General features: G+C 63.3%; 18 protein-coding genes and 1 pseudogene. 8 read left to right on the top strand and 11 right to left on the bottom strand.

The window, feature by feature from the left end:
- Positions 1 to 249 precede the first annotated feature (249 nt).
- Positions 250 to 675: a DNA polymerase III subunit chi gene (locus BUA41_RS18150; protein WP_072825561.1), complete on the top strand. Its 426-nt coding sequence runs from the start codon at positions 250 to 252 to the stop codon at positions 673 to 675.
- Here the strand turns inward: BUA41_RS18150 and BUA41_RS18145 are convergent.
- Complete coding sequence (locus BUA41_RS18145; RefSeq protein WP_072825559.1) at positions 653 to 3,550, bottom strand: sensor histidine kinase; 2,898 nt, start codon at positions 3,548 to 3,550, stop codon at positions 653 to 655. The genes BUA41_RS18150 and BUA41_RS18145 overlap by 23 nt on opposite strands.
- A 186-nt stretch (positions 3,551 to 3,736) precedes the next feature.
- Here BUA41_RS18145 and BUA41_RS18140 point away from each other — a divergent pair, with 186 nt between their 5' ends.
- Positions 3,737 to 6,703 (top strand): valine--tRNA ligase, encoded by a 2,967-nt coding sequence (locus BUA41_RS18140; protein ID WP_072825557.1) that lies wholly within the window; start codon positions 3,737 to 3,739, stop codon positions 6,701 to 6,703.
- Positions 6,704 to 6,759: 56 nt separating this feature from the next.
- On the opposite strand, the gene BUA41_RS18135 is transcribed toward BUA41_RS18140, so the two are convergent.
- Both BUA41_RS18135 and BUA41_RS18130 read right to left on the bottom strand, forming a co-directional pair.
- Entirely contained in the window at positions 6,760 to 7,221 is a 462-nt protein-coding gene (locus BUA41_RS18135; RefSeq protein ID WP_072825554.1) for an META domain-containing protein, read from the bottom strand.
- Between the two features lie 53 nt (positions 7,222 to 7,274).
- Positions 7,275 to 8,270 carry a GGDEF domain-containing protein gene (locus tag BUA41_RS18130; protein WP_175547011.1) on the bottom strand — a complete coding sequence of 332 codons (996 nt, stop codon included), beginning with the start codon at positions 8,268 to 8,270 and terminating at the stop codon, positions 7,275 to 7,277.
- 324 nt (positions 8,271 to 8,594) lie between these two features.
- On the opposite strand from BUA41_RS18130, the gene BUA41_RS18125 reads away from it, so the two are divergent.
- The gene (locus BUA41_RS18125) at positions 8,595 to 8,999 is read left to right on the top strand and encodes a DoxX family protein (protein ID WP_072825550.1); all 405 of its coding nucleotides are present in this window, start codon (positions 8,595 to 8,597) and stop codon (positions 8,997 to 8,999) included.
- A gap of 4 nt (positions 9,000 to 9,003) precedes the next feature.
- Here BUA41_RS18125 and BUA41_RS18120 read toward each other — a convergent pair whose 3' ends face one another.
- The 3 genes from BUA41_RS18120 to BUA41_RS18110 form a co-directional block, all read right to left on the bottom strand.
- Positions 9,004 to 9,696, bottom strand: coding sequence for a uracil-DNA glycosylase family protein (locus tag BUA41_RS18120; protein ID WP_072825548.1), 693 nt, complete (start codon positions 9,694 to 9,696; stop codon positions 9,004 to 9,006).
- A gap of 67 nt (positions 9,697 to 9,763) precedes the next feature.
- A complete protein-coding gene (gene gloA, locus BUA41_RS18115; protein WP_072825546.1) occupies positions 9,764 to 10,204 on the bottom strand; it encodes a lactoylglutathione lyase in 441 nt (146 codons plus the stop codon).
- 41 nt (positions 10,205 to 10,245) lie between these two features.
- Positions 10,246 to 10,695, bottom strand: a complete 450-nt coding sequence (locus BUA41_RS18110; protein WP_072825563.1) for a DUF411 domain-containing protein — start codon at positions 10,693 to 10,695, stop codon at positions 10,246 to 10,248.
- Positions 10,696 to 10,826: 131 nt separating this feature from the next.
- On the opposite strand from BUA41_RS18110, the pseudogene BUA41_RS19555 reads away from it, so the two are divergent.
- Together BUA41_RS19555 and BUA41_RS19550 are read left to right on the top strand one after the other, a co-directional pair.
- A pseudogene (locus BUA41_RS19555) lies at positions 10,827 to 10,958 on the top strand (DNA-3-methyladenine glycosylase I); the annotation flags it as partial.
- Positions 10,959 to 11,022: 64 nt separating this feature from the next.
- A complete protein-coding gene (locus tag BUA41_RS19550; protein WP_245791962.1) occupies positions 11,023 to 11,370 on the top strand; it encodes a DNA-3-methyladenine glycosylase I in 348 nt (115 codons plus the stop codon).
- 19 nt (positions 11,371 to 11,389) lie between these two features.
- Here BUA41_RS19550 and BUA41_RS18100 read toward each other — a convergent pair whose 3' ends face one another.
- A complete protein-coding gene (locus BUA41_RS18100; protein ID WP_072825544.1) occupies positions 11,390 to 13,027 on the bottom strand; it encodes a BCCT family transporter in 1,638 nt (545 codons plus the stop codon).
- Between the two features lie 209 nt (positions 13,028 to 13,236).
- On the opposite strand from BUA41_RS18100, the gene BUA41_RS18095 reads away from it, so the two are divergent.
- Positions 13,237 to 14,307, top strand: coding sequence for a metal-dependent hydrolase (locus BUA41_RS18095; protein ID WP_072825542.1), 1,071 nt, complete (start codon positions 13,237 to 13,239; stop codon positions 14,305 to 14,307).
- Between the two features lie 39 nt (positions 14,308 to 14,346).
- Here BUA41_RS18095 and BUA41_RS18090 read toward each other — a convergent pair whose 3' ends face one another.
- Complete coding sequence (locus tag BUA41_RS18090; protein WP_072825541.1) at positions 14,347 to 15,111, bottom strand: MliC family protein; 765 nt, start codon at positions 15,109 to 15,111, stop codon at positions 14,347 to 14,349.
- 180 nt (positions 15,112 to 15,291) lie between these two features.
- Here BUA41_RS18090 and BUA41_RS18085 point away from each other — a divergent pair, with 180 nt between their 5' ends.
- The gene (locus BUA41_RS18085) at positions 15,292 to 16,206 is read left to right on the top strand and encodes a LysR family transcriptional regulator (RefSeq protein ID WP_072825539.1); all 915 of its coding nucleotides are present in this window, start codon (positions 15,292 to 15,294) and stop codon (positions 16,204 to 16,206) included.
- A 37-nt stretch (positions 16,207 to 16,243) separates the two neighbouring features.
- On the opposite strand, the gene BUA41_RS18080 is transcribed toward BUA41_RS18085, so the two are convergent.
- The 3 genes from BUA41_RS18080 to BUA41_RS18070 are packed head-to-tail and all read right to left on the bottom strand — an operon-like array spanning position 16,244 to position 19,077.
- Complete coding sequence (locus BUA41_RS18080) at positions 16,244 to 16,684, bottom strand: lipocalin-like domain-containing protein (protein ID WP_072825537.1); 441 nt, start codon at positions 16,682 to 16,684, stop codon at positions 16,244 to 16,246.
- 42 nt (positions 16,685 to 16,726) lie between these two features.
- A complete protein-coding gene (locus tag BUA41_RS18075) occupies positions 16,727 to 18,355 on the bottom strand; it encodes an ATP-binding protein (protein WP_072825535.1) in 1,629 nt (542 codons plus the stop codon).
- A gap of 5 nt (positions 18,356 to 18,360) precedes the next feature.
- Positions 18,361 to 19,077 (bottom strand): winged helix-turn-helix domain-containing protein, encoded by a 717-nt coding sequence (locus BUA41_RS18070; protein ID WP_072825532.1) that lies wholly within the window; start codon positions 19,075 to 19,077, stop codon positions 18,361 to 18,363.
- A gap of 442 nt (positions 19,078 to 19,519) precedes the next feature.
- On the opposite strand from BUA41_RS18070, the gene BUA41_RS18065 reads away from it, so the two are divergent.
- Positions 19,520 to 22,420, top strand: coding sequence for a ribonucleoside-diphosphate reductase subunit alpha (locus BUA41_RS18065; protein WP_072825530.1), 2,901 nt, complete (start codon positions 19,520 to 19,522; stop codon positions 22,418 to 22,420).
- Positions 22,421 to 23,063: the final 643 nt, after the last annotated feature.

Raw genomic sequence — 23,063 nt, 5'->3', positions numbered from 1 at the left:
AAGCCACCTATCGCTCGGTAAACCGAGCTCCTACAAAAGCCCAGATCTCGGGGGTGGTAGGAGCCCGATTCATCGGGCGAATGCCGCGCAGCGGCACCGGCTCGACTCGGCGCCTGACGGCGCCGTTCGCGCAGAGGATCTGCGCTCCTACGCTAAACTTTCCGGCAGATTTGCGGCATCACGACAATCTAGGATGGATCATTTTTAACGCAGCATGATCGAGCGCAGCCAATTCCCAGGCAAAGCCCCATGACCCAGATCGACTTCTACATCCTCCCCGACACCACCCGCGAGGCCCGGCTCGACTTCGCCTGCCGGCTGGTCGAGACCATCTATCGCAAGGGGTACCGACTGCATGTCCATGTCACGGACGAGGACGAGGCGCATTTCATCGATGCCAGGTTGTGGGACTTTCGGCCGGACAGCTACGTGCCTCACGGGATCGTCGGGGGTGGGCTTGCCGAAGTGCCCGTGACCATCGACTGGCGCGAGGCACCGGAGCCCGGGATCGAGGCGATGCTCAACCTGGACCCGGGAATCCCCGAGTGGTTCTCGCGCTTCGAGCGGGTCGCCGAGATCATCAATCAGCACCAGGACGTGCTGGCCGCCAAGCGCGAGTGCTGGCAGACCTACAAGCGGCGTGGCTATCCGGTCAAGGCTCATCACCTGACGTGACACTCCCCACCTGCTGCAACGCCGCCCACACGTCTTCCATTCGCGGCGGTTGCTGCCAGTGTTGTTTGAATCCCTCGGGCAGGGGCGGTGGCCCGATCCAGTAGCCCTGGACCGCCGGATCGCCCTTCAATCTGCGACAGCGACGCAGCAGCTCGGCGGCCTGATGAAGCTCGAGAGGTGTGCCGCACACCAGCAAGTCCGGGGGCTGTTCATTGACGAGGCGCAGTGCCCGGGCCTGACGCCGAGTGCTCGACAGGGTCAAGGTCGCCAGATGCTCGGCCAGCACCTCCATGCGAATGCGCGTCTCCTCGTCACTGCAGACCAGCAGCATCGTCAGCGGCCGCTCGAGGCGCGCCTCGACAGGTAACGCCCGGTTCACGGCGCTCTGATGGACCTGCACGTCCACCCGGGGCAGCCAGACCTGAAAGCGGCTGCCCTGGCCGGGTCGACTGACCACCTCGATCCGGCCCTGCATGCGACGCACCAACTCCATGCTCAGCGCCAGGCCCAGACCGGAGCCCCTGATATCGCTGTGCTCCATTCCCAGCCGTGAAAAGGGCTGGAACAGCTCAGCCCGCGACTCTTCGGCGATACCCTGACCACTGTCCGCCACCTCGAGACAGACGCCATCCGTCTCGGCCCAGGCGCTGAGCCTGATCCAGCCCCCCGGACGATTGTACTTGATGGCGTTGACGATCAGGTTCTGCAATACCTGATCGAGCCGCTGCCGGTCGCCCAGCAACCAGGTGCTCGTCGCCGAGGCGTCGACCTCGAGCTGTACCCCACTGCGCAGGGCGCGCACCGACAACTGCCTGGCATTGCGCCGCAGGCAACGCAAGGCCGACTGCGGCGTACACTCGATCGTCAGCTCACCGGACTCGAGACTGGCCAGTTGCAGCATATCCTCGAGCAGCTCATCCAGGCGCTCGGCGGCGCGGGCCACCTCGACGAGATACACTCGCGCCTGCTCGTCGAGCCGCGACTTGTCACTGTCCTGCAGCAGATCGGTGTAGCCGAGGATGACCCCCAGCGGCGTGCGCAGTTCGTGACTCACCCGCGAGAACAGGCGCGATTGCGCGTGCTGGGCCCAGCTGGCGTCATCCCGGGCGCGCTCCAGCTCGGCAGAGGCGCGCTTGCGGTGGTGGATGTTCAACACCACGCCGGTGGCATAAAGCGCCTCGCCGGCCTCGTCGCGTCTCAGGACACTGCCCCGAGTCAGCACCCACAACCAGCGCCCATCCGGCAGGCGCAGGCGCATCTCGATCTCCCCCACCGCGATCTTCTTCGCCACTGCCCGGCGTCGCTGGGATTCGAAACTCGGCAGATCATCGGGATGGATGAGCGCCTGGAAGCTTGCCAGGGGAATCGCCGCCACCGGCTCCAGCCCCAGCATGTGAAACACGCTCTCATGCATCGTCAATCGATCATTCAGGATGTCGTATTCCCACACCGCCCCCCCGCTGGCATCCAGCGCCAGACGCAAGCGTTCCTTCTCGGCGGCCAGGGCCGCAAGCGCACCTTCCCGTTCCTGGCTGGCGTTGACCAGGGCATCTCCCACCTCGTTGAACTCGCTCAGCCGGAAGCTCGGCTTGTTCACCGCACGACGGGCGCCGATATCCGCCGCCATGGCTTGCAACCGGTGCAAAGGTGCAACCAGCATGCGGGTCAGGGCATGGGAGCGCTGTCGAATGATCGCGAGCGTCACCAGGCAGAACAGCAGCAGACCGGTGACCATCCACAGGCCGAGTTCGCGAAAGGCACGCCCCAGGGAGTCGCCGGTAACGAAAGCGGAGGTTTCGTCGATGACCGCCATCAGTTTCCAGTCCACCTCCTCCAGCTCGTGCCAGGCCAGCAGTCGCGGCTCCCCGCCGAGCCGCGTTCTTACGCTGCCACGCTGCTCGGCAAGCACCTCGTTGAACACCGGATCGTCACTCCACTGCAGCAGGTCGAAGTGACGCGGACTGAAGCGCGCCTTGTGCGGGGTGGTATCGGCTGCCGCCCCCCGGGCCATCAGATCGAAATCGCGCTGCCCGGCCGGCGGGATCGCCAATAGCGTGCCATCACCATCGATCAGCATGGCGTATCCCGACCAGGGAAGTTCCACCGCCAGCAACCGATCGATCAGTTCCTCGAGGGTGATGTCGAGCCCTGCCACGGCCTCGAGAAACCTGTCGCTATAGACGGGTGCCACGGCAGAGATCATCCAGCCGCTTCCCGCGGGATCGACGTAGGCATCGGTCCATACCGGCCGACGTGCGGGATTGTGGCGTGCATCGGCAAGGAAATAGAAATTGAACGAGGGAATGTCGATGTGGCTATCGTAGGTACCCTGGGCATCGAACCAGGGCCATAGCCGGTTGTAGCTATCGAAGGTATTGATATACACCTGCCGCACCCGCGTATCGCCCTCGACCAGCCCCTTCATCAGGGGGTCCAGGGAGGCGAGCTGGGCGATCTTGCGCTGGTCCTGCATCGCCGGAGGCGTCAGTGCAGAATAGTAGGAGGCCGCCCTGCCGTCATCGAAGGGGGCGTGATAGACGCCGCTGGGTTCGCGACGATGTCGATCGAGCTCCTCGACGACCCGCGCCTTGCCCACAGGGGCGTGAAGGGCGCGGCCTGCGGCATCGGCCAGCAGTTCCACCTGGCGTTCCCAGCCCTTCAGGTCCGCCTTCATCAGCCGCGACTCGCGCTCGAGGACCTGAGACAGCAGCTTGCTGGATTCCTCCTCCAGCAGGGCCACCTGATGCTCGTACATCAGCTTGTAGGTCACGACATAGATACCGATCAACCCCCCCCCCGCCAGTGCCAGCGGTATCAGCGAGGTCTTGATCATCGCTCGCCACAACCAGCGACGCGTATCCAACGGCTTGCCCATGACATCGTTCCTGCCCATTCGAACGGCCATACTACCCCAGTCGGGCCAGCGTCGCTCCAACGGGAAAGGGCCACTACGCCTTCATGACGTTGGCGACCCGCGACGGTATAATCCCTCGTTTTCGACATTGCCTGCGTTCGCCCGAGGGTTACGAGCGAACGTCACCCTCTTCAGACCGAGCACTCCATGGACAAGACGTACCAACCCGAGCAGATCGAAAGGCGCTGGTATCAGCGCTGGGAAGCCGACAACCGCTTCGCGCCCTCCGGCGAGGGGGCGCCCTACTCGATCATGATCCCGCCGCCCAACGTCACCGGCAGCCTGCACATGGGTCATGCGTTCCAGGACACCATCATGGATACCCTGATCCGCTGGCGACGCATGCAGGGCCACGACACCCTATGGCAGATCGGCACCGATCACGCCGGCATCGCCACCCAGATGCTGGTGGAGCGCAAGCTGGCGGCAGACACCGGGCAGAGTCGCCATGACCTGGGCCGCGAGGCGTTCATCGACAAGGTCTGGGAGTGGAAGGCCGAATCCGGCGATCATATCACCCGCCAGCTGAGGCGCATGGGGGCCAGCGTCGACTGGAGCCGGGAACGCTTCACCATGGACGACGGCTTCTACCGGGCGGTGCAGGAGGTCTTCGTGCGCCTTTTTGATGAAGGCCTGATCTACCGCGGCAAGCGCCTGGTCAACTGGGACCCCAAGCTCGAGACCGCCATTTCCGATCTCGAGGTGGAAAATGTCGAGATCGACGGCCACATGTGGCACTTCAAGTACCCGCTGGCGGGCGGTGAGACCTATGAATACGTCGAAAAGGACAAGGACGGCAACGTCGTGCTTCGCGAGACCCGGGATTACATCTCCATCGCGACGACACGCCCCGAGACGATGCTGGGCGACGGTGCCGTTGCCGTCCATCCGACTGACGAGCGCTACGCGCCCCTGGTCGGCAAGCTGTGCGAGATCCCGGTCGGGCCGAAGGAGCATCGGCGCCTGGTTCCCATCATCACCGACGAGTATCCCGATCCCGACTTCGGCTCCGGGGCCGTCAAGATCACCGGGGCGCATGACTTCAACGACTACGCCGTGGCGAAACGCAACGGTATTCCGCTCTACAACCTGATGGATCGCAAGGCGCAAATGCGCAGCGACGGACTCTCCTACGAGGCCAGCGCCGAGATCGCCACTCGGGCCGCCCGGGGCGAGGAGGTGGGTGACGTCTCCGACGTCAACCTGGTGCCGGAAGCGCTGCGCGGGCTCGATCGCTTCGAGGCACGCCGGCGCGTGGTCGAGGCCATCACCGCCGAGGGGCTCGCGGTGACACGGCGAGACGAAGAGGGAACAGAGCGGCCACTGGTCGAGAACAAGAAGATCATGCAGCCCTTCGGCGACCGCTCCCAGGTGGTCATCGAACCCTACCTCACCGACCAGTGGTTCGTGGCGGTGGAGTCGCTTGCCAAGCCGGCCATCGAGGCAGTGGAAAATGGCGATATCCAGTTCGTGCCCAGGAACTACGAGAACATGTACTTCGCCTGGATGCGCGACCTGCAGGACTGGTGCATCTCGCGCCAGCTGTGGTGGGGGCATCGCATCCCGGCCTGGTACGACCCGGAAGGCAACGTCTTCGTGGCGCGCTCGGAAGCCGAGGCCCGGGAGAAATACGGCCTGGCCCCCGACGCCCTGCTGACCCAGGACGAGGATGTGCTGGATACCTGGTTCAGCTCCGGACTCTGGACCTTCGCCACCCTGGGCTGGCCGGAGAACACCCCGGAACTCGCGACCTTCCACCCCACCAGCGTGCTGGTCACCGGTTTCGACATCATCTTCTTCTGGGTCGCGCGGATGATCATGATGACCCTGAAGTTCACCGGCGAGGTCCCCTTCAGGCAGATTTACGTGCACGGCCTGGTGCGCGACGCCCAGGGGCAGAAGATGTCCAAGTCCAAGGGCAACGTGCTCGACCCCATCGACCTGATCGACGGTATCGATCTGGATACCCTGATGGCGAAGCGCACCGGCAACCTGATGCAGCCGCAGAAGGCCAGAGCCATCGCCAGGGCCACCCAGGCGGAGTTTCCCGAGGGCATCGAGCCCCACGGCACCGATGCGCTGCGCTACACCTTCCTGTCGTTGGCCACCACCGGACGTGACGTCAAGTTCGACATGGGGCGTCTCGACGGCTTTCGCAACTTCTGCAACAAGCTGTGGAACGCCTCGCGCTACGTGCTGATGAACACCGAGGATGAAGACGTCGGCCTCGCCGATACCGAGGTCGAACTTTCCCTGGCGGATCGCTGGATCGTGTCGAAGCTGCAGCAGACCGAGGCCCAGGTCACCCGGGCACTGGAAGAGTTCCGTTTCGACCATGCCTCCCAGGCCCTCTACGAATTCGTCTGGAACGAGTATTGCGACTGGTACCTGGAGCTCTCCAAGCCGGTGCTGTGGGACGAGATGGCATCGGCGGCGGCCAAGCGTGGCACCCGCCGCACCCTGGTACGCGTTCTGGAAGCCATCCTGCGCCTGGCCCACCCGATGATGCCCTTCATCACCGAGGAGATCTGGCAGCGGGTGGCCCCCCTGGCCGGCAAGGCCGCTGGCGACGGTGCCGAGTCGATCATGAACCAGCCCTGGCCCCAGGCCGAGGCGGACAGGATCGACGATGAGGCCGATCGCGACATCGAATGGCTGAAGGGCGTGATCGTGGCCGTACGCAACGTGCGGGCCGAGATGAACATCGCCCCGGGCAAGCAACTGGACGTGCTGCTGACCAAGGGCGACGACAGCGATCGCCGGCGGCTGTCGCACAACCGCCTTTTCCTGGCCAAACTGGCCAAGCTGTCCAGCATCGACTGGCTCGATGATCCGGCCCAGGCGCCACTCTCGGCGACCCAGCTGGTCGGCGACATGGAAGTGCTGGTGCCCATGGCGGACCTGATCGACAAGGAGAGCGAGCTCGCCCGCCTGGCCAAGGAGCTGGACAAGCAGGACAAGTTCATCGCCGGCGTCGAGAAGAAGCTTTCCAACGAGAGCTTCATCGCCAAGGCACCGGCCGAGGTGGTGGAGAAGGAGCGCGCCAAGTTGACGGAGGCCCGGGCCAGCCGGAGTGTGCTGGCCGAGCAGCAGGCCAAGATCGGCGCCCTGTAAGACACGCGGAGGCTTCGCTAGCGGGTGGATCGAGCCGCTGGCGGGCTTCCCGTCTTCTATTCCGGCGACTTCTGCTGCTTGAAACCGCCGAGTACCCGACCATCCCGGCCCAGCAGCACCAGGCGATCATGGTCGATCAGGTAGCGATAGGCCCGGTCCAGCAGGGTACCAAGCCGGGCCGACTGCGGCAGCCCGGGGCAGGCCATGCGTGTGCTGGCGAGCTCGCTGATCGCGATGCGGCGCGACTCGCCCAGCGTCGCCTCGCCGGTCAGCCGGTTGCAGCCATCGCTGCCGGCGAGGGTGACGCCACCCTCCGAGGGCGTCAGCTCGAAATAGGCATCGCGCTGCCCTTGCCAACGCTCGTCGGTGCCTATCAGCGTCAGTTTCCAGCGTTTTCCCACCAGCGGTGACGTCGCTTGCGAGTCGGAGGCAGCTGATTCGTCGCCGACCGGCGGCTTGGCGCCGCATCCGCCCAGCACGATCAATGATGACAGCAGCAATGGAACCCATGACCGCATTCCTGTTTCCCCTGTAGAGTCGAATTGGCTGACGCAGGCTCGGGAAGTGGCGATCACACCTCCCTGGAAGAGGAACCCGTGAATATCTCGCCATGTACCATGGTCTCGAGGGAGTCCCCCCCCTCGGCCACCAGCTGATCCCGCCCCGCGGACTTTGCCACATACAGGCGTCGATCCGCCAGGTCGATCACGCCCTGCAACGCCTTGTCCTCGTAGGAGAGTGCCAGGCCCATGGAAAGCGTCACCGGCAAGGTGCGCTTGCCGAGGGGGCAAGGCTGAGCCACCAGCTGGTCACGCAGACGGGACGCCACGCTCAAGGCCTCGTCGCAGGAGGTATCGGGAAGCAGGATCAGGAACTCCTCGCCCCCGACCCGGCCGATGCTGTCGCCTTCGCGCAGCGTGCGCTGCAGCAGTTGGGCAATATGGCGCAGCACCTTGTCACCGGCGCTGTGCCCGTAGGTATCGTTGATCTGCTTGAAATGATCGGCATCGAGCAGCAGCAAGGCGAGGGAGCGGCGTTGCTCCCAGAGCGCCTCGGCGCATTCGATGATGGCACGGCGGTTGTAGACCCCGGTCAGGGAATCTCGCGACGCATCGCTGCGAAAGCGGCGTTCGGTGGTCTCGGAGACGGAATAGACCTGCATGGCGATGAAGGTAATCAGGATGAATACGGTGGCCAGATTGACGGCATGCAGCAGTTCGCGTGCCGGCTCACCGAGCGACCAGCTGCCCAGGAGCCCGGACAGCCAATGGATCATGGCCAGGAATAGGCTCATCAATATGCCGCTGAGCAGCAGTTTCTGGGGCCGTGACAGATCGCTGATCAATATCTCGAAAAGAATGATAAAGAAATAATATTCGAAGCCGATGTCATTACCCAGCAGCATACTGGCAACGGTAATCAATATGGCGGCGGCGGCAAGCTTGATCAGCAAAGCCAGAACGAAATAGCCGTGACAATGCAGCCTGATCGCCAGCACATTGACGGCGATGCACAGCAGGTTCAGCCCCGTCAATAAAGGAATGCCCACCCACAGGAAAAGTGGCATGAAGGCGACGTGAACGGCCGTTACGAAAAGATAGGTACGCGCGAATATCTGGAAACTGCGACGGCGCTCGGGAGCCAGGTCGACCGGTGGAGATAGCACACGCATCCAGAAGGATCGCAATACACCGCTGTACATAAGCACCGCACTCTCTTTCCATCGTCTTGCGTGGATTGTCATCGACAAGGCAAGCAATCGAGGCCGGCGATCATGCCTTTTACACCACCACCGAGAAGCCTCCGATTAAAACCAAAAAACTAGTGTATTAATTCACGATTGCGGTATTTTCATTATCTCTCTAGCTATCACCCACCAGGGGGAATCTGCATGCTCCATGCACTGCACAACGAGGCGCTGGGCAAACTCATCCTGCGGCTCAGCGTTGGCGGATTGGTCCTGCTTCATGGTATCGCCAAGCTGCTCAATCCCGACAGCCTGAACTGGATCGGCGATCAGGTCGCCAGCCACGGGCTGCCAGAGTTCCTCGTCTACGGGGTACTGGTCGGCGAAATCGTGGCACCGGTGATGGCGCTGCTCGGCTGGCAGTCACGGGTGGCCGGACTGCTGATCGCTGCCAACATGGTGGTAGCGATCATTCTAGTTCACACGGACGAACTGTTCACATTGGGAAACAGCGGCGGGTGGGCCCTCGAGTTGCAGGGCATGTTCCTGTTCGGCGCCCTGGCGATGGTGTTCCTGGGTAGTGGTCGGATGGCAATCCGCCCCGACTAGGGGATCACGGCATCGCCGAGAACGCGGTCACGTTCAGTGCCTTCAGACGTGCTTCAAGGAGATCGGGGAAGCGCTTGTACCAGGCCTGGTTGAGGGGTGAGGGGTGGGGCAGCGGCGCCAGGTCGAAGGTCGCACACTGGCCGTTCTCGAGTGCCAGTGTCGTCCGGTGGGTAGCCTCGAAACGGTCCTCTCGCTGCCAGAAGGCCTCCAGCGCCTGGCGTACCTCCCTCGCTTGATGGATGCCGAACCACAGGAAGGCCTCGCGCCCCAGGGTGATCACCGTGCGTCCCTGCCAGTGCTTGACCAGCAATTCCGCCATCAGCGGCTGGAAACGTTTCTTGACCGCCATGGACCACGCCTTGTTGCCGATCGGCTTGTAGGGCACGGTGTTGGCCCAGAAGACATGCCGTCCAACCTCGATCGAGGCTTCGAAGTCCGGCAGCGGCTCGCCATGCAGTGCCTGGTAGAGCCCTTCTCTTACCTTCTGGCCGCCGCTGCCGACGAAGGGCTCGCCCCACTTGACCTCCTGACGTCCCGGATCGCGCCCGAAAAACCCGATGGAAGCCTCACGGGGGCCCAGGCCGATCACCGGTTCCAGGGGGTCCCTGTCGAACTGGCGATAGGCCTCCAGATCGATGCCGTCCAAGGCCTCGGCTTCACGGCGAAAGGCGGCGCGTAACGAGTCGCTTGGCTGCATGAGCCCTCCTTGGCGATAGGCCGCGCGCAAAGTCCATCAATGAGTGCAGTCGATCATTAACAGGCTTCTACCAGGTCCCGGTGTTCTCCATGGACGCCCAGGGCTCCTGGGCAGGCAGCGCATCGCCGGCCTGCAGCAACTCGATGGAAATCCCGTCCGGCGAGCGCACGAAGGCCATGTGGCCGTCCCGGGGCGGCCGATTGATGGTCACGCCATTCGCCTGAAGCTTCTCGCACAGGGCGTAGATGTCCTCCACCCGATAGGCCAGATGACCGAAATTTCGCCCACCGCTGTACTCTTCCGGGTCCCAGTTGTGGGTCAGCTCGATCATCGGCGCGCGATCCTCCCGGGCACGCTGCCTGTCCTGGGGCGCCGCGAGGAAGACCAGGGTGAAGCGACCCTTGTCGCTCTCCTTGCGGCTGATCTCCTCGAGCCCGAGCAGATCGCAGTAGAAGCGCAGCGAGGCGTCCAGGTCGCTGACGCGCACCATGGTGTGTAGGTACTGCATGAGAGAAGGCTCCCGATGGTGGGTTGCGTGTTGCCTCGTGTTCACTTGGGATAGTTTTCGAAAACCTCCGCCATGCTGCCCTGGCGCCAGAGATAAACGGCATACTCATCCGTGCGCCCGGTTTCCATGCCCGGCGATCCGTGCGGCATCCCTGGCACCGCCAGCACGGCGGGTTCGGCATCGCTTTCGAGCAGACGACGAACGTCCTGGGCCGGCACGTGACCCTCGATGACATGGCCGCCGACCGTCGCCGTGTGGCAGGAGGCGAGCTTCGGTGGCACCCCCTGCTCTTGCTTCACGGCATTGAGCCGTCGTGTCTCGTGGACCTTCACATCGAACCCCTGGGACTCCATGTGCTCGGCCCAGGCGGTGCAGCAGCCGCAGTTGGGGTCTTTCCACATCTCGACGATGGGGGCGGCCCAGAGGGAGGTAGAGATCAGCCCCAGCGCCAGTGCGGCAATCCCTTGGCGAAGGCTCTTGCAAGAAGACATTCCGACCATTTCGAATCTCGCTTTTTCTGTTATCACCGATTGCGGCATGATAGATCATTGCCCTGCGGGATGTCGTTCCGACATTCCGTCGCATCAACCGACGGGTTCGGTCACTCGACAAGGTGTGTTGCATGCCCGATTACTGCGACCTGGCGCCAGGCCATCCGTTCCATGGGCCGTATCACGATCACGAATACGGCTTCCCGGTGACATCCGATGACGTGCTGTTCGAGCGCCTGGTGCTGGAGATCAACCAGGCAGGGCTTGCCTGGCTGACGGTGCTGAAGAAGCGCGATTGCCTTCAATGCCGCCTTCGAGGGTTTCTGCGTGGCACGGGTCGCCGCCTACGGCGACAGCGAGCGCGAACGGCTGCTCGGCGATGCCTCCATCATCCGCAATCGGCGCAAGGTCGATGCCGCCATTCACAACGCCGGGGTCGTCGAGGGTCTGCAGCGCGAACACGGCAGCTTCAAGGCCTGGCTCGATATGCACCATCCGTTGTCGCTGGAGGAGTGGGTACGCCTGTTCAAGCGCACCTTCCGATTCACCGGGCCGGAGATCGTCAACGAGTTCCTCATGAGCACCGGCCATCTGCCCGGGGCGCATCGAGACGAGTGCCCGGTCCAGGCCCGGATACTCGCCTGCCACCCGCCCTGGAGACAGAAGCCGCGATGACGCTCCCGGCGAGCCTTGCTCAACGCGGCTCGCTGGCCAGCGCTCGCCACACCGAATAGCACATCACCAGCAGCACCAGCGAGAAAGGCAGCCCGGTCGCCGTCACCCCCGCCTGCAGCGCCGTGAGCCCTCCGCCGACCAGCAGGACGATCGCGATCATGCCTTCCGCCGTCGCCCAGAACATGCGCTGCGCGACGGGCGCATCGGTCTTGCCGCCGGCGGTGATCGTGTCGACCACCAGGGAGCCGGAGTCGGACGACGTGACGAAGAAGATTAGGGTCAGAATGATGGCGATGGTCGAAACGAGGCTCGTAAAAGGCAGTTCGTTGAGCATGCCGAACAGCGAGAGCTCGGGGCTGTAGTTATCGATCACGTTGGCCTTGACCAGGCTGTTTTCCGGGTCGGCGAAGAGTTGATCGATGGCGGTACCGCCGAAGACCCCCATCCAGATGAAGATCAGCAAGCTCGGCACCAGCAGCACGGCGATGACGAACTCGCGCACTGTGCGGCCTCGGCTGACCCGGGCGATGAACATGCCGACGAAGGGCGACCAGGAGATCCACCAGGCCCAGTAGAAGGCGCTCCAGTCCTCGCGATAGGTGTCGTCCGTGCGTCCGAAGGGATTGGAGAGCGGCACGAACTCCTTCACGTAGGTCACCAGCCCGTCCCAGAAGGCGCCGAGCGCGACTAGGGTCGGGCCGGCGAAAAGCACGAAGAGGAAGAAGAAGAACGCCATGACCATGTTGATCTCGGAGAGCACCTTCACACCGCCGTCGAGCCCACGCCATACCGATACCAGCGCCACGGCGGTGACCACGACGATGATGATGATCTGTGCGGTGAGGCTGATCTCCATGCCGAACACGAAGTTGAAGCCCGCATTGGCCTGCTGCGCCCCCAGCCCCAGGGAGGTCACCAGCCCGAACAAGGTGGAAAAGACCGCGAGCACGTCGATCACATGGCCTGTCCAGCCCCATACGCGCTCGCCCAGCACCGGATAGAAGGCAGAGCGAATCGAGAACGGCAGCCCCTTGTTGTAGCTGAAGATGGACAAGGCCAGGGCCATGACCGCGTAGACCCCCCAGCCATGCAGACCCCAGTGAAGATAGGTGCCCGCGATGCCCAGGGCGCGGGCCTCGGCGATGTTCGCCTCGATGATTTCGCCATCCGGCCCGATGGGCGAGGGAACCCCGAGAGGCGAGGAAACCGCCATGTGATAGACCGGCTCGAGCACGCCGAAGAACAGCAGCCCGATGCCGATGCCGGCGGCAAACAGCATCGAGAACCAGGAGAGATAGGAGTAGTCGGGGCGAGCCTCCTTGCCGCCTAGCCGCACCGACCCGTAGGGCGAGATGACCAGCGCGATGCAGAACAGCAGGTAGAGATCGACGACGATGAAGAAATACCAGCCAAGGGTGCCGGTGGAGAAATTCACCACGCTTTGGAAGACCTGGCCTGCGCTGTCCGGAAACAGCAGCGTCAGGATGATGAAGAGAACCGTGATGCCGGCCGAGATGCCGAAGACCGGATTGTGAATATCGAATTCGACAGTTCCGAAACTGCCTTCCATGTTGTCCTGACCGACGACGTAATCGGTATCGATGAGTGAGTCTCTGGGCGCATGACCGCCCTCGCCAGAAGATTGGTTTTCTGTCATTGTCGTCTCGCTATAGCGATTTTCGGGGGCGTTGACCCTTCCTTCGACAGCCAACGCTCATCAACCCTTCACAGGGCAGCAAGCAGGGGTCGCTTCATGATGAAACCTTGAAGCGCTCTTAAGATAGACTAGTCCAAGCACCGCGTTTGTTATCAGGTTTTACAGCAGATTGACCGGCATTCCTTCATGACAAAGGGCCTTCGACTCCCATGGATTCTCTGACCCAGGCCTGCCTCGGGGCCGCCGTCGGCGGCGCGGTGCTGGGCCGTCCCCTGGGGCGCAAGGCATTGGTCGCCGGTGCCGTGCTGGGCACTCTGCCCGACCTCGACGTGCTGATCGACTATGGCGATGCCGTCGCCGACTACACCTATCATCGCGGTTTCAGCCATTCGCTACTGGTGCTGGGTGCGCTGGCCACGCTACTGGCCCTGGTCACGGCAAGATTCACGCCCCTGCGACATATCTCCCTGAAGCGCTGGTGGCTGTTCTACGGCGCCTGCCTGCTGACCCATCCCGTGCTCGACGCCCTTACCGCCTATGGCACGCAGCTGCTATGGCCACTGAGTACCCCGCCGGCCAGTTGGGGGACCATTTTCATCATCGACCCCTTGTATACCCTGCCCCTGTTCCTTGCCGTGGCCTACGGGCTGTTTCGAGGCTATCGACCGCGATCCCTGGCCTGGGGGCTGGCCTTGTCCAGCGTCTACCTGCTGTTTTCTCTCGGCGGCAAATGGACCATCGACGCGCGTATGGATTCGGTGTTGACCGCACAGGGTCTGGAGAATGCTCCCCGACTGGTGCAGCCCACACCGTTCAACACCCTGCTGTGGCGGGTGACGGTGATCGACGGCGAGGACTACCGGGAAGCCCTGGTGGGGCTGTTCGATACCCAGCCGCCGCTGTTCGAACGTTTCTCCCGGGGCACGCGTTACGAGAATGTCGCACTGGACACGGCCAGCGGACAGCGACTCTACTGGTTCGCCGGGCCATTCCTGAGCTACCGCACCCAGGCAAGCGACGAGGCTGTCGGCCTGATTGCCACGGACCTGCGCCTGGGGGTGCCCGGCTTTCACCCCTTCAGCTTCCTGCTGGCAACCCGCAACGAGAACGGCTGGGAACCGACTACCACCCAGTTGCTGCCGGAGCGTCCGGTCGACCAGGGTGCCCTGACCTTGCTGGCGAGTCGCGTCTTCTCCCCCACCATGCGCCTGTGTCCCTCGGCCTTCGCCGGTACCCCTCAGGCAGGGCCCTCCGACGCCTGCCAGGCAGCGCGCCAGTGACGCCCGGCTGCAGGCTGCCCGCAGCCTTTGCTCGCCTTCCTACTTCCGCTTCTCGATCCCCTGACCGCAGCCGCGCCACTGGTCCGAGCCCGAGGTCAGCGTGACGCGTACCGGGTAGGGCTTGCCGCTCATGTCGTCGAAGCAGGCTCGTGCCTCCATCTCGACCGTCAGGGGCTGGGCTGGGTCCTGGCTGACCAGCGTCATGCGCGCCTGCTGGCCGTTGACGATGCTGGCCACCCCGTAGGGAAGGGTCAGGGCACGCTTGCCGTAATCCGTCACCCAGCTCAACTGCGACGTCTCGCGATCCAGCCTGAGGGTCCAGCCCGGCTCGTTGCCCCGGGCATAGAAGATCGTGTCTGGATGCTGATCACGCGTCCAGGTCTTGCGCTGCGTGTCCTGCTGGCATTCGAGTCGACCATTCGCACTCTCGACCGTGGCCTCGTCGCCCTTGTTCCAGAATGACAGATCGGCCTTGGCGTAGCGCTCGCCGGACGCCACCACGGCACGCTCCAGCTGGTAGTGCCCCTGGCTCGACCATAGCCGCAGCCGATTGTCGGGAAAGGCGGTGATCAGGTCCTGGGCCGGGGTACAGCGCCAGGCGATGAATGCCTCGGCACCATCGGCAAAGAAGGCCGAGGGCAGCAACGGCGACGAAGGCTTGCGGGTCGCTTTCTCGGCACTGCTCGCAGGCGCTTGGCTGGAAGTCCGCTCTTCCGTCTGCGGCGCAGAGGTCGGTGGCGCCGAAGCCAGCGTGGTACAGCCCGACAAAACGAGTGCAGCAACCCCGGGTACGATGAATCTCACAACCGCCTCCTGAACGAAAAAGTCATTGCCAAGAAGTTATGCTATCAGCCACCGGCAGCTCTTCATCCCACGATCACTGCCTTGTTCGGTGCCGTTTTATGCCATCGAGGGCAGGGCACTGGCAGCAAAAGGTGAATCAAACTAAATTAATCAACCATCAACGTGAATGACTTTCACCTCATGCTCGAACTCCGTCACCTCCGGACCTTGATAGCCCTGCGCGAGGCCGGCTCGCTGGTCGAGGCCGCCGAACGCGTCCATCTGACCCAGTCGGCGCTGTCACACCAGATCAAGGATCTGGAAGAACGCCTTAACACCCCCCTGTTTCTGCGCAAGACACGACCGGTCACCTTCACCCGCGCCGGAGAGCGACTGCTGGAACTCGCCGAGCAGGTGTTGCCCCAGGTGCGCATGGCGGAGCGGGACCTGGCGCGACTGGCCGGCGAGGAACAGGGGCGGCTGCACATGGCCATCGAGTGCCACAGCTGCTTCCAATGGCTGATGCCCACCATCGATCGTTTCCGTGATCACTGGCCGGAAGTCGAGGTCGACATCCCCAGCGGGCGCAACTTCGACCCGTTGCCGGCCCTGTCACGCGAGCAGCTCGATCTGGTGATCACCGCCGACCCCCAGGCGCTGACCGGCATCCACTACGAGCCGCTGTTCCGCTACGAGGGCCTGCTGGCCCTCTCCCGGCAGCATCGGCTCGCCGACAGGTCCTTTATCACCGCAGAGGAGCTCGCCGAGGAAACCCTGATCATCTACCCCGTGGAACATAGCCGCCTGGATGTCTTCACCCAGTTTCTCGACCCGGCCAGCGTCACGCCCCGGGAGATACGCACCGCCGAGCTGACGGTGATGATGATGCAGCTGGTGGCCAGCGGACGCGGCGTCTGTGCCCTTCCCAACTGGGCGCTGACGGAGTACCTGGAGCGCAACTACATCCGCGCCCTGCCCTTGGGGGAGCATGGGGTATGGAGCACGCTGTTCGCCGCGATTCGCACGGAGCAACGCGACCTGCCCTGGATGGAGGATTTCTTGCGTACCGCGCGGGAAACGTCCTTTGCGGTGCTCGAGGGCATCAAGCCGGCGTGAGAACTGGGCTCCCGATCTACTGCACTCGGCGATACGATCAGTCGATTCTGGAGCGCTGCCATTCCAGCCGGGTCTCATACCCGCCCTCCGGCAACTGCGGGCTGGGCTCGTGGGTGGACAGGATAATTCGGTCGTTCTCGAAACGGAGTTCGCGGGATAGCCGCGTGCCTTCCCAGAACACCAGGCTGGCGACCTCGATATCGTGATGCACCGTATCGCCTTCCAGGGACCAGCGACCACCATAGGCAAAACCGCTGCAAAAGTGCGCCGCCAGGCTGGCCTCGCTATTCGGGTCGAGTGGTGGTCGTTGGCTGGCCACCACCTGTACCGCCATGCGGCCCGGCGAGTCGCCATCGAGCAGGTAGAGAAGCTGGCCCCTGGCCTCGCCAAGGGGCGCCAGCTCACGGCCATCGGGCCATCGATAGATGAAGCTAGCCAGTGACCAGTGGCCACTCAGGAACTGCGGTGTTAGGTTCATTGTTGTTGTCCTGATTCGTTGCGTCGGGATGAATACTGTTCTTCATGCCGGGGTCTCGCGGGTCGCCTGCACCGACACCGGCAACAGGAGGCTGAAGCGGGCTCCGCCCAGGCGCCGGCTATCGTCGACCACCACGCTCCCCCCATGCCACAGCATCACCTTCTGGACGATGGAGAGCCCCAGGCCATAGCCTCCGGAGCGGCGCGCCCGGCTGTTGTCGAGGCGGGCGAAGGGCTTGAAGATATCCATGCGATCGCTCTCCGGCACGCCGGGGCCGTCGTCTTCCACGTCGATGCGCACCGCCCGGGCATCCCGGGACAGGTTGATGGACACCCGCGAATCGGCATGTCGGCAGGCGTTGGCCACGAGATTCTGCAACGCACGTTGCAGATAGCGGGGCTCGGCGACGACCTCGATCTCCTCGCCGGACACCACCTCGATGGTGATCTGCGGGTACAAGGAGGCCAGGGCGTCCACCACCCGCGAGGCCATGGCACGGCAATCGACACTGTCGGTCTCGAGACTGACCCCGCTGGCGTTGTCGCTGCCCAGACGGGCATAGGTGAGGATCTCGTCGATCAACTGATCGAGTTCCTCGATGTCGCCATCGACCCCCTTCAATTGACGGCGCACCGCCTCCTGCTCGGTCATGTCCTCGACCATCTGCACCGCGAAGCGGATGCGTGCCACCGGGGTGCGCAGCTCATGGGATACGGCACGAATCATCTCCTGCTGGGCGCGCAGCAGCGATTGCACCTGAGCCGCCATGCCATTGAAGGCCATGCCCAGGCGCCCCATGAAATCGCTGCTTTCCACCTTGACCCGGGTATCCAGGTAACCGCCGGCGATGCGGGTCGCGGCCTTCTCGAGCCGCGCCATGCGTGTCTCGACCCCTCGCACGATCAGGTAGATGGCCCCGGCCAGCACCATCAGCGACACCAGCACCAACCCGAGGGTCAAGGTCAGTGGCATGGTGTCGAAGGCATAGACCGGGCCGACCTTCAGCCAGCGCAGGGCGCCATCCTGGGGCGAGACCAGGCGTGCGTGCGCCGAGATCGATCCGCGCTCGGCCATCCATTGCAATACCACGTCACCGTCGTTCAGCCGTCCGCGTTGATGAGAGTCGAGGGTTTCCGGCGGCGTCGAGGAGAGGGTGATGGGCAGCGACTGTTTATCGACCAGGGCCTTCAGGGGGGCTTCTGGCGCCTCCAGGGCCTCGAGCCAGTCTCGCAGGCTGTCGACCAGCCCCCGCAACTGCTGCCCGGAGAGCTGCGAGAGGGTCACCTTGAGCAGATAGGGTTCGCCCGGTATCTGACGCCAGAGGTGCCAGTCATTCTGGCTGTCGTGCATTACCAGCGGTCGGCCATCGTCGAGGCGACGGCGCTGGAAATAATTGAAGTCCTGCTCCTCGCGATGGTGCAACGACAGCTGCATGTCGAGCCGTTCGCTCTGGCGCTGCAGCCAGGTCTCGCGCTCCACCGGCTGCACTTCGGTCAGCAGGGTCGTGAGCAGCGCCATGGGCGTGGTGGCCAACCGCTCGCGATAGTACTCGCGACGCACCTGGTCGACCATCAGATACCCCATCATCGCCAGTCCGAACGTCAACACCAGCGCCAGCAACAGCGTGGCATAGACACGCAGGAAGGTACTGTCGGCCAGGGTACGGCGCATGTCGGTCAGACGTCCTTGACGAACAGATAGCCCTTGCTGCGAACCGTCTTGATACGGTGCGGCTGGTTGGGATCGTCACCGATCTTGGGACGAATACGCGACACGCGCACGTCGATGGACCTGTCCTGGCCGTCATACTTGATGCCGCGCAGCGCCGAGAATATCTCCTCCCGGGTCAGCACCCGTCCTGCGTTGTCGGCCAGGAGCCACAACAGGTCGAACTCGGCACTGGTCAGGTCGATGCGCTCGTTGCCCAGCCAGGCCTCCCGGGTGGCGCTGTCGATCAACAGGTCGTTGAAGGTCAGTCGCGCGGCACCGCTGTTGCTCTCGATCTGGTCACTGCGGCGCATCAGGGCGCGCATGCGTGCCAGCAGCACCCGGGGCTGAACCGGCTTGGGCACATAGTCGTCGGCGCCCATCTCCAGGCCGAGCACCTGATCCATGTCATCGGTTCGCGCGGTCAGCATCAATATGGGACCGGCATATTGGGGCCTGACCCGACGGCAGATCGACAAGCCGTCCTCACCAGGCAACATGAGATCGAGAATGACGATATCGGGCTCGAGCTCGAGGATACGCTCGACACCGTGCGCCCCATCGGCTTCGATCGCGACCCGGAAGCCGTTGGCCTCGAGATATTCCCGGGTCAAGTTGGCCAGGCGCTCGTCGTCCTCGATGATCAGTACGAGGTCCTTCTGTTTGCTGTCCAAGCTGTCGTCCATCCTATTTCGGCTAAGTGGCAACGCAGACCACCGTGTCTCGGGCAATGCTACACCTTGCTACAGGAGGTTACGAGATGGTCACTCTCAACCATAGCGGATAGCGGCAAAGGATACCTCAAACCGCCCTTCTTTCGACGGTCCTCCGCTTCACACTTATTTACCTTCTTTCTAATCAGACCGTAACCCGCGGCTTGTCTCGCCAGAATGCTCCCGCCCCCAGGGAAGGCACAAGATATCCACAGGATAGTCACTTGCCGTGCGCCTCATGACACATTATCTTGTGGTCTAGATTAAATAAAACACCATATGATGTATTTTTCCTGCAAGCCCGCCCAAGGCTGTCAACCCCGATGAAAAGGCGGCTTGCAAGCGTATCGAGTGCTACCCGAGCGATGCGCCAACGTACGACTTCCTCATACCACACACCAGGGATCCCGGCAGCATGGCAACCATCCACTCCCCTGACCAGACCTCAGTGAACCTGACCGCACCCCAGCGGCTTCGCGTGATCAAGCGCGGCGGCGACGTGGTCGCCTTCGATCCCGGCAAGATCTCGATCGCCATGACCAAGGCCTTCATCGCCGTCGAGGGCGACAATGCCGGCACCTCTTCCCGGGTCCGCGATTTCGTCGCCCGTGCCACCCAGCAGATCGTCGAGGCGTTCCAGCGTCGCATGCCCGATGGCGGCACCCTGCACATCGAGGATATCCAGGATCAGGTCGAGCTGGCCCTGATGCGCGCCGGCGAGCAGAAGGTCGCCCGCGCCTACGTGCTCTACCGGGAAGAGCATGCCCGCGCCCGGCAGGCGGCCGGCGGTGATATCGCCAAGCCGCATCCGACCCTCAACGTGACCCTGGCCGATGGCAGCACTCGGCCGCTGGACCTGGGACGCATCGAAGTATTGGTACAGGACGCCTGCGAGGGCCTGGCCAATGTCGATGCCAAGAAGATCGTCGACGACTCGCTGAAGAACCTCTACGACGGCGTTTCCCAGGACGGTGTGGCCACCGCGCTGATGATGACCGCGCGCACCCTGGTCGAGAAGGACCCCAACTACACCTACGTCACCGCCCGGCTGCTGCAGGACAACTTGCGCCGCGAGGCGCTGAGCTTTCTTGAGATCGCCGAAGAGGCCACGTATCAAGACATGGCCGAGCTCTACAAGCCGGCCTTTCAGGCCTACGTCGCCCGCGGCATCGAGTTCGAGCAACTCGACCCGCGCCTGGCCGAGTTCGATCTCGAACGCCTGGGCGACGCGCTGGATCACACCCGCGACAACCAGTTCACCTATCTCGGCCTGCAGACCCTCTACGATCGCTACTTCATTCATCGCGACGAGGTGCGGTTTGAGCTACCCCAGGTGATGTTCATGCGTGTCGCCATGGGCCTGGCGCTCAACGAGGACGACCGCGAAGGGCGGGCCATCGAGTTCTACGAGCTGCTGTCCAGCTTCGACTACATGGCCTCCACACCGACCCTGTTCAACGCTGGCACCGTGCGCAGCCAGCTCTCCAGCTGCTACCTGACCACCGTGCCCGACGAGCTCGACGGTATCTACGGGGCGATCCGCGACAACGCCATGCTCTCCAAGTGGGCCGGGGGCCTCGGCAACGACTGGACGCCGGTGCGCGCGCTGGGCTCCTACATCAAGGGCACCAACGGCAAGTCCCAGGGTGTGGTGCCGTTTCTCAAGGTGGTCAACGACACCGCCGTGGCGGTCAACCAGGGCGGCAAGCGCAAGGGCGCGGTCTGCGCCTACCTCGAGACCTGGCACCTGGACGTGGAAGAGTTCCTCGAACTCAGGAAGAACACCGGCGACGATCGCCGGCGTACCCACGACATGAACACCGCCAACTGGGTGCCGGATCTGTTCATGAAGCGGGTGTTCGAGGACAAGGAGTGGACGCTGTTCTCGCCTTCCACCTGCCCGGACCTGCACGACCTCTATGGCGCCGCCTTCGAGAAGCGCTACGAAGAGTACGAAGCGATGACCCATACCGGTCAGCTCACGCTCTACAAGCGCGTCAAGGCCAAGGACCTGTGGCGCAAGATGCTGTCGATGCTGTTCGAGACCGGCCATCCGTGGGTCACCTTCAAGGACCCCTGCAACCTGCGCAGCCCGCAGAGCCATGCCGGGGTGGTGCACTCCTCCAACCTGTGCACCGAGATCACCCTGAACACCTCCGTCGACGAGATCGCGGTGTGCAACCTGGGCTCGGTCAACCTGGCAAGCCACGTGGTCGACGGCCGACTCGACGGCGATAAGTTGAAGAAGACCGTGCGTACCGCCGTGCGCATGCTCGACAACGTCATCGACATCAACTACTACGCGGTGCCCCAGGCGAGGAACGCCAACCTCAAGCACCGCCCGGTCGGGCTCGGCATCATGGGCTTCCAGGATGCACTGTACAAACAGGGCATTGCCTATGCCAGCGATGCCGCGGTGAGCTTCGCCGACACCTCCATGGAGCTGGTCAGCTATCACGCCATCGAGGCCTCGAGCGATCTCGCCGCCGAGCGCGGTCAGTACCAGAGCTTCGGCGGCTCGCTGTGGAGCCAGGGCATGCTGCCCATCGACTCCATCGAGAAGCTCAGGCAGGAGCGCGGCGCCGACTACCTCGAAATCGACACCTCGACCACCCGGGACTGGGATCGCATCCGCGAGAAGATCGCCAGCCAAGGCATGCGCAACTCCAACGTGATGGCGATCGCCCCGACGGCGACGATCTCCAACATCTGCGGCGTCACCCAGTCCATCGAACCGACCTATCAGAACCTGTTCGTCAAGTCGAACCTGTCCGGCGAGTTCACCGTGGTCAACGCCTACATGGTGGGCGACCTCAAGGAGCGCGGCCTGTGGGACGAGGTGATGATCAACGACCTGAAGTACTACGACGGCTCGGTGCAGCCCATCGACCGCGTACCGGAGGATCTCAAGGCCCGCTATGCCAGCGCCTTCGAGGTCGAGCCCAAGTGGCTGGTGGAGGCCGCCTCGCGGCGCCAGAAGTGGATCGACCAGGCCCAGTCGCTGAATCTGTACATCGCCGGTGTCTCGGGCAAAAAGCTCGACGTCACCTACCGCATGGCCTGGCTGCGTGGACTCAAGACCACTTACTACCTGCGCGCCCTGGGGGCCACCGCGGTGGAGAAGTCCACCGTCGATCGTGGCCGGCACAACGCCGTGGGCAGCGGCTCGGGCGCACCAAGCGAAACTCCGGCACCGGCCCCTACGCCGCAGGCCCAGGAACCGCGCGGCATCGAGGATTTCCTCAGCGGCAAGGGCGGCCAGCGCGCACCCTCGGCGGGAGAAATCGATGAGCTGGGCTGCGAGGCCTGCCAGTAACCAATGTAACCGACAGCACGAGGTAGGAGCCCGGTTTACCGGGCGATGGCGACAGGCATCGATCGCTCGATGAATCGAGCTCCTACAGGACGTGCTCATCATCGGAAGAGAAATAGAGTCGGACCTTCCAGTGCCAATGTAACTGACAGCACGAGGTAGGAGCCCGGTTTACCGGGCGATGGCGACAGGCACCGATCGCTCGATGAATCGAGCTCCTACAGGACGTGCTCATCATCGGAAGAGAAATAGAGTCGGACCTTCCAGTGCCAATGTAACTGACAGCACGAGGTAGGAGCCCGGTTTACCGGGCGATGGCGACAGGCACCGATCGCTCGATGAATCGAGCTCCTTGTGTCTCTCGAGAGGGGGTGATTAGCTACCACCGCCTCACTGGTCTGGAGGGTAACCCGTCGAGCTCCTGATGGGCACAGACCCTGATCCGTAGATAGGCCCCTCCAGGCACCTTGATCTCAATAGTTTGAACGGTATCCAACGCCCCTCGCATCGACGAGAGAGGCTGTACGAAACAAGGCAAGACAACGAGATGGCACATATCGGCATTGACGTCAGCAAGCAGAAACTCGACTGCCTGTGGGTCCGCGACCTGGACAAGGGCAAGGTCAAGACCAAGGCTTTCCCCAAC

Source organism: Modicisalibacter ilicicola DSM 19980, assembly GCF_900128925.1.
Lineage (GTDB): Bacteria > Pseudomonadota > Gammaproteobacteria > Pseudomonadales > Halomonadaceae > Modicisalibacter > Modicisalibacter ilicicola.
The sequence above is the reverse complement of the archived record's forward strand: the minus strand, read 5'-3'. Positions and strand labels throughout refer to the sequence as shown.

Excerpts from the sequence above, each read along its gene's own strand:
- BUA41_RS18150 (WP_072825561.1), top strand. The coding sequence starts at position 250 with ATGACCCAGATCGACTTCTACATCCTCCCCGACACCACCCGCGAGGCC.
- BUA41_RS18145 (WP_072825559.1), bottom strand. The coding sequence starts at position 3,550 with ATGGGCAAGCCGTTGGATACGCGTCGCTGGTTGTGGCGAGCGATGATC.
- BUA41_RS18140 (WP_072825557.1), top strand. The coding sequence starts at position 3,737 with ATGGACAAGACGTACCAACCCGAGCAGATCGAAAGGCGCTGGTATCAG.
- BUA41_RS18135 (WP_072825554.1), bottom strand. The coding sequence starts at position 7,221 with ATGCGGTCATGGGTTCCATTGCTGCTGTCATCATTGATCGTGCTGGGC.
- BUA41_RS18130 (WP_175547011.1), bottom strand. The coding sequence starts at position 8,270 with ATGCCACTTTTCCTGTGGGTGGGCATTCCTTTATTGACGGGGCTGAAC.
- BUA41_RS18125 (WP_072825550.1), top strand. The coding sequence starts at position 8,595 with ATGCTCCATGCACTGCACAACGAGGCGCTGGGCAAACTCATCCTGCGG.
- BUA41_RS18120 (WP_072825548.1), bottom strand. The coding sequence starts at position 9,696 with ATGCAGCCAAGCGACTCGTTACGCGCCGCCTTTCGCCGTGAAGCCGAG.
- gloA (WP_072825546.1), bottom strand. The coding sequence starts at position 10,204 with ATGCAGTACCTACACACCATGGTGCGCGTCAGCGACCTGGACGCCTCG.
- BUA41_RS18110 (WP_072825563.1), bottom strand. The coding sequence starts at position 10,695 with ATGTCTTCTTGCAAGAGCCTTCGCCAAGGGATTGCCGCACTGGCGCTG.
- BUA41_RS18100 (WP_072825544.1), bottom strand. The coding sequence starts at position 13,027 with ATGACAGAAAACCAATCTTCTGGCGAGGGCGGTCATGCGCCCAGAGAC.
- BUA41_RS18095 (WP_072825542.1), top strand. The coding sequence starts at position 13,237 with ATGGATTCTCTGACCCAGGCCTGCCTCGGGGCCGCCGTCGGCGGCGCG.
- BUA41_RS18085 (WP_072825539.1), top strand. The coding sequence starts at position 15,292 with ATGCTCGAACTCCGTCACCTCCGGACCTTGATAGCCCTGCGCGAGGCC.
- BUA41_RS18080 (WP_072825537.1), bottom strand. The coding sequence starts at position 16,684 with ATGAACCTAACACCGCAGTTCCTGAGTGGCCACTGGTCACTGGCTAGC.
- BUA41_RS18075 (WP_072825535.1), bottom strand. The coding sequence starts at position 18,355 with ATGCGCCGTACCCTGGCCGACAGTACCTTCCTGCGTGTCTATGCCACG.
- BUA41_RS18070 (WP_072825532.1), bottom strand. The coding sequence starts at position 19,077 with ATGGACGACAGCTTGGACAGCAAACAGAAGGACCTCGTACTGATCATC.
- BUA41_RS18065 (WP_072825530.1), top strand. The coding sequence starts at position 19,520 with ATGGCAACCATCCACTCCCCTGACCAGACCTCAGTGAACCTGACCGCA.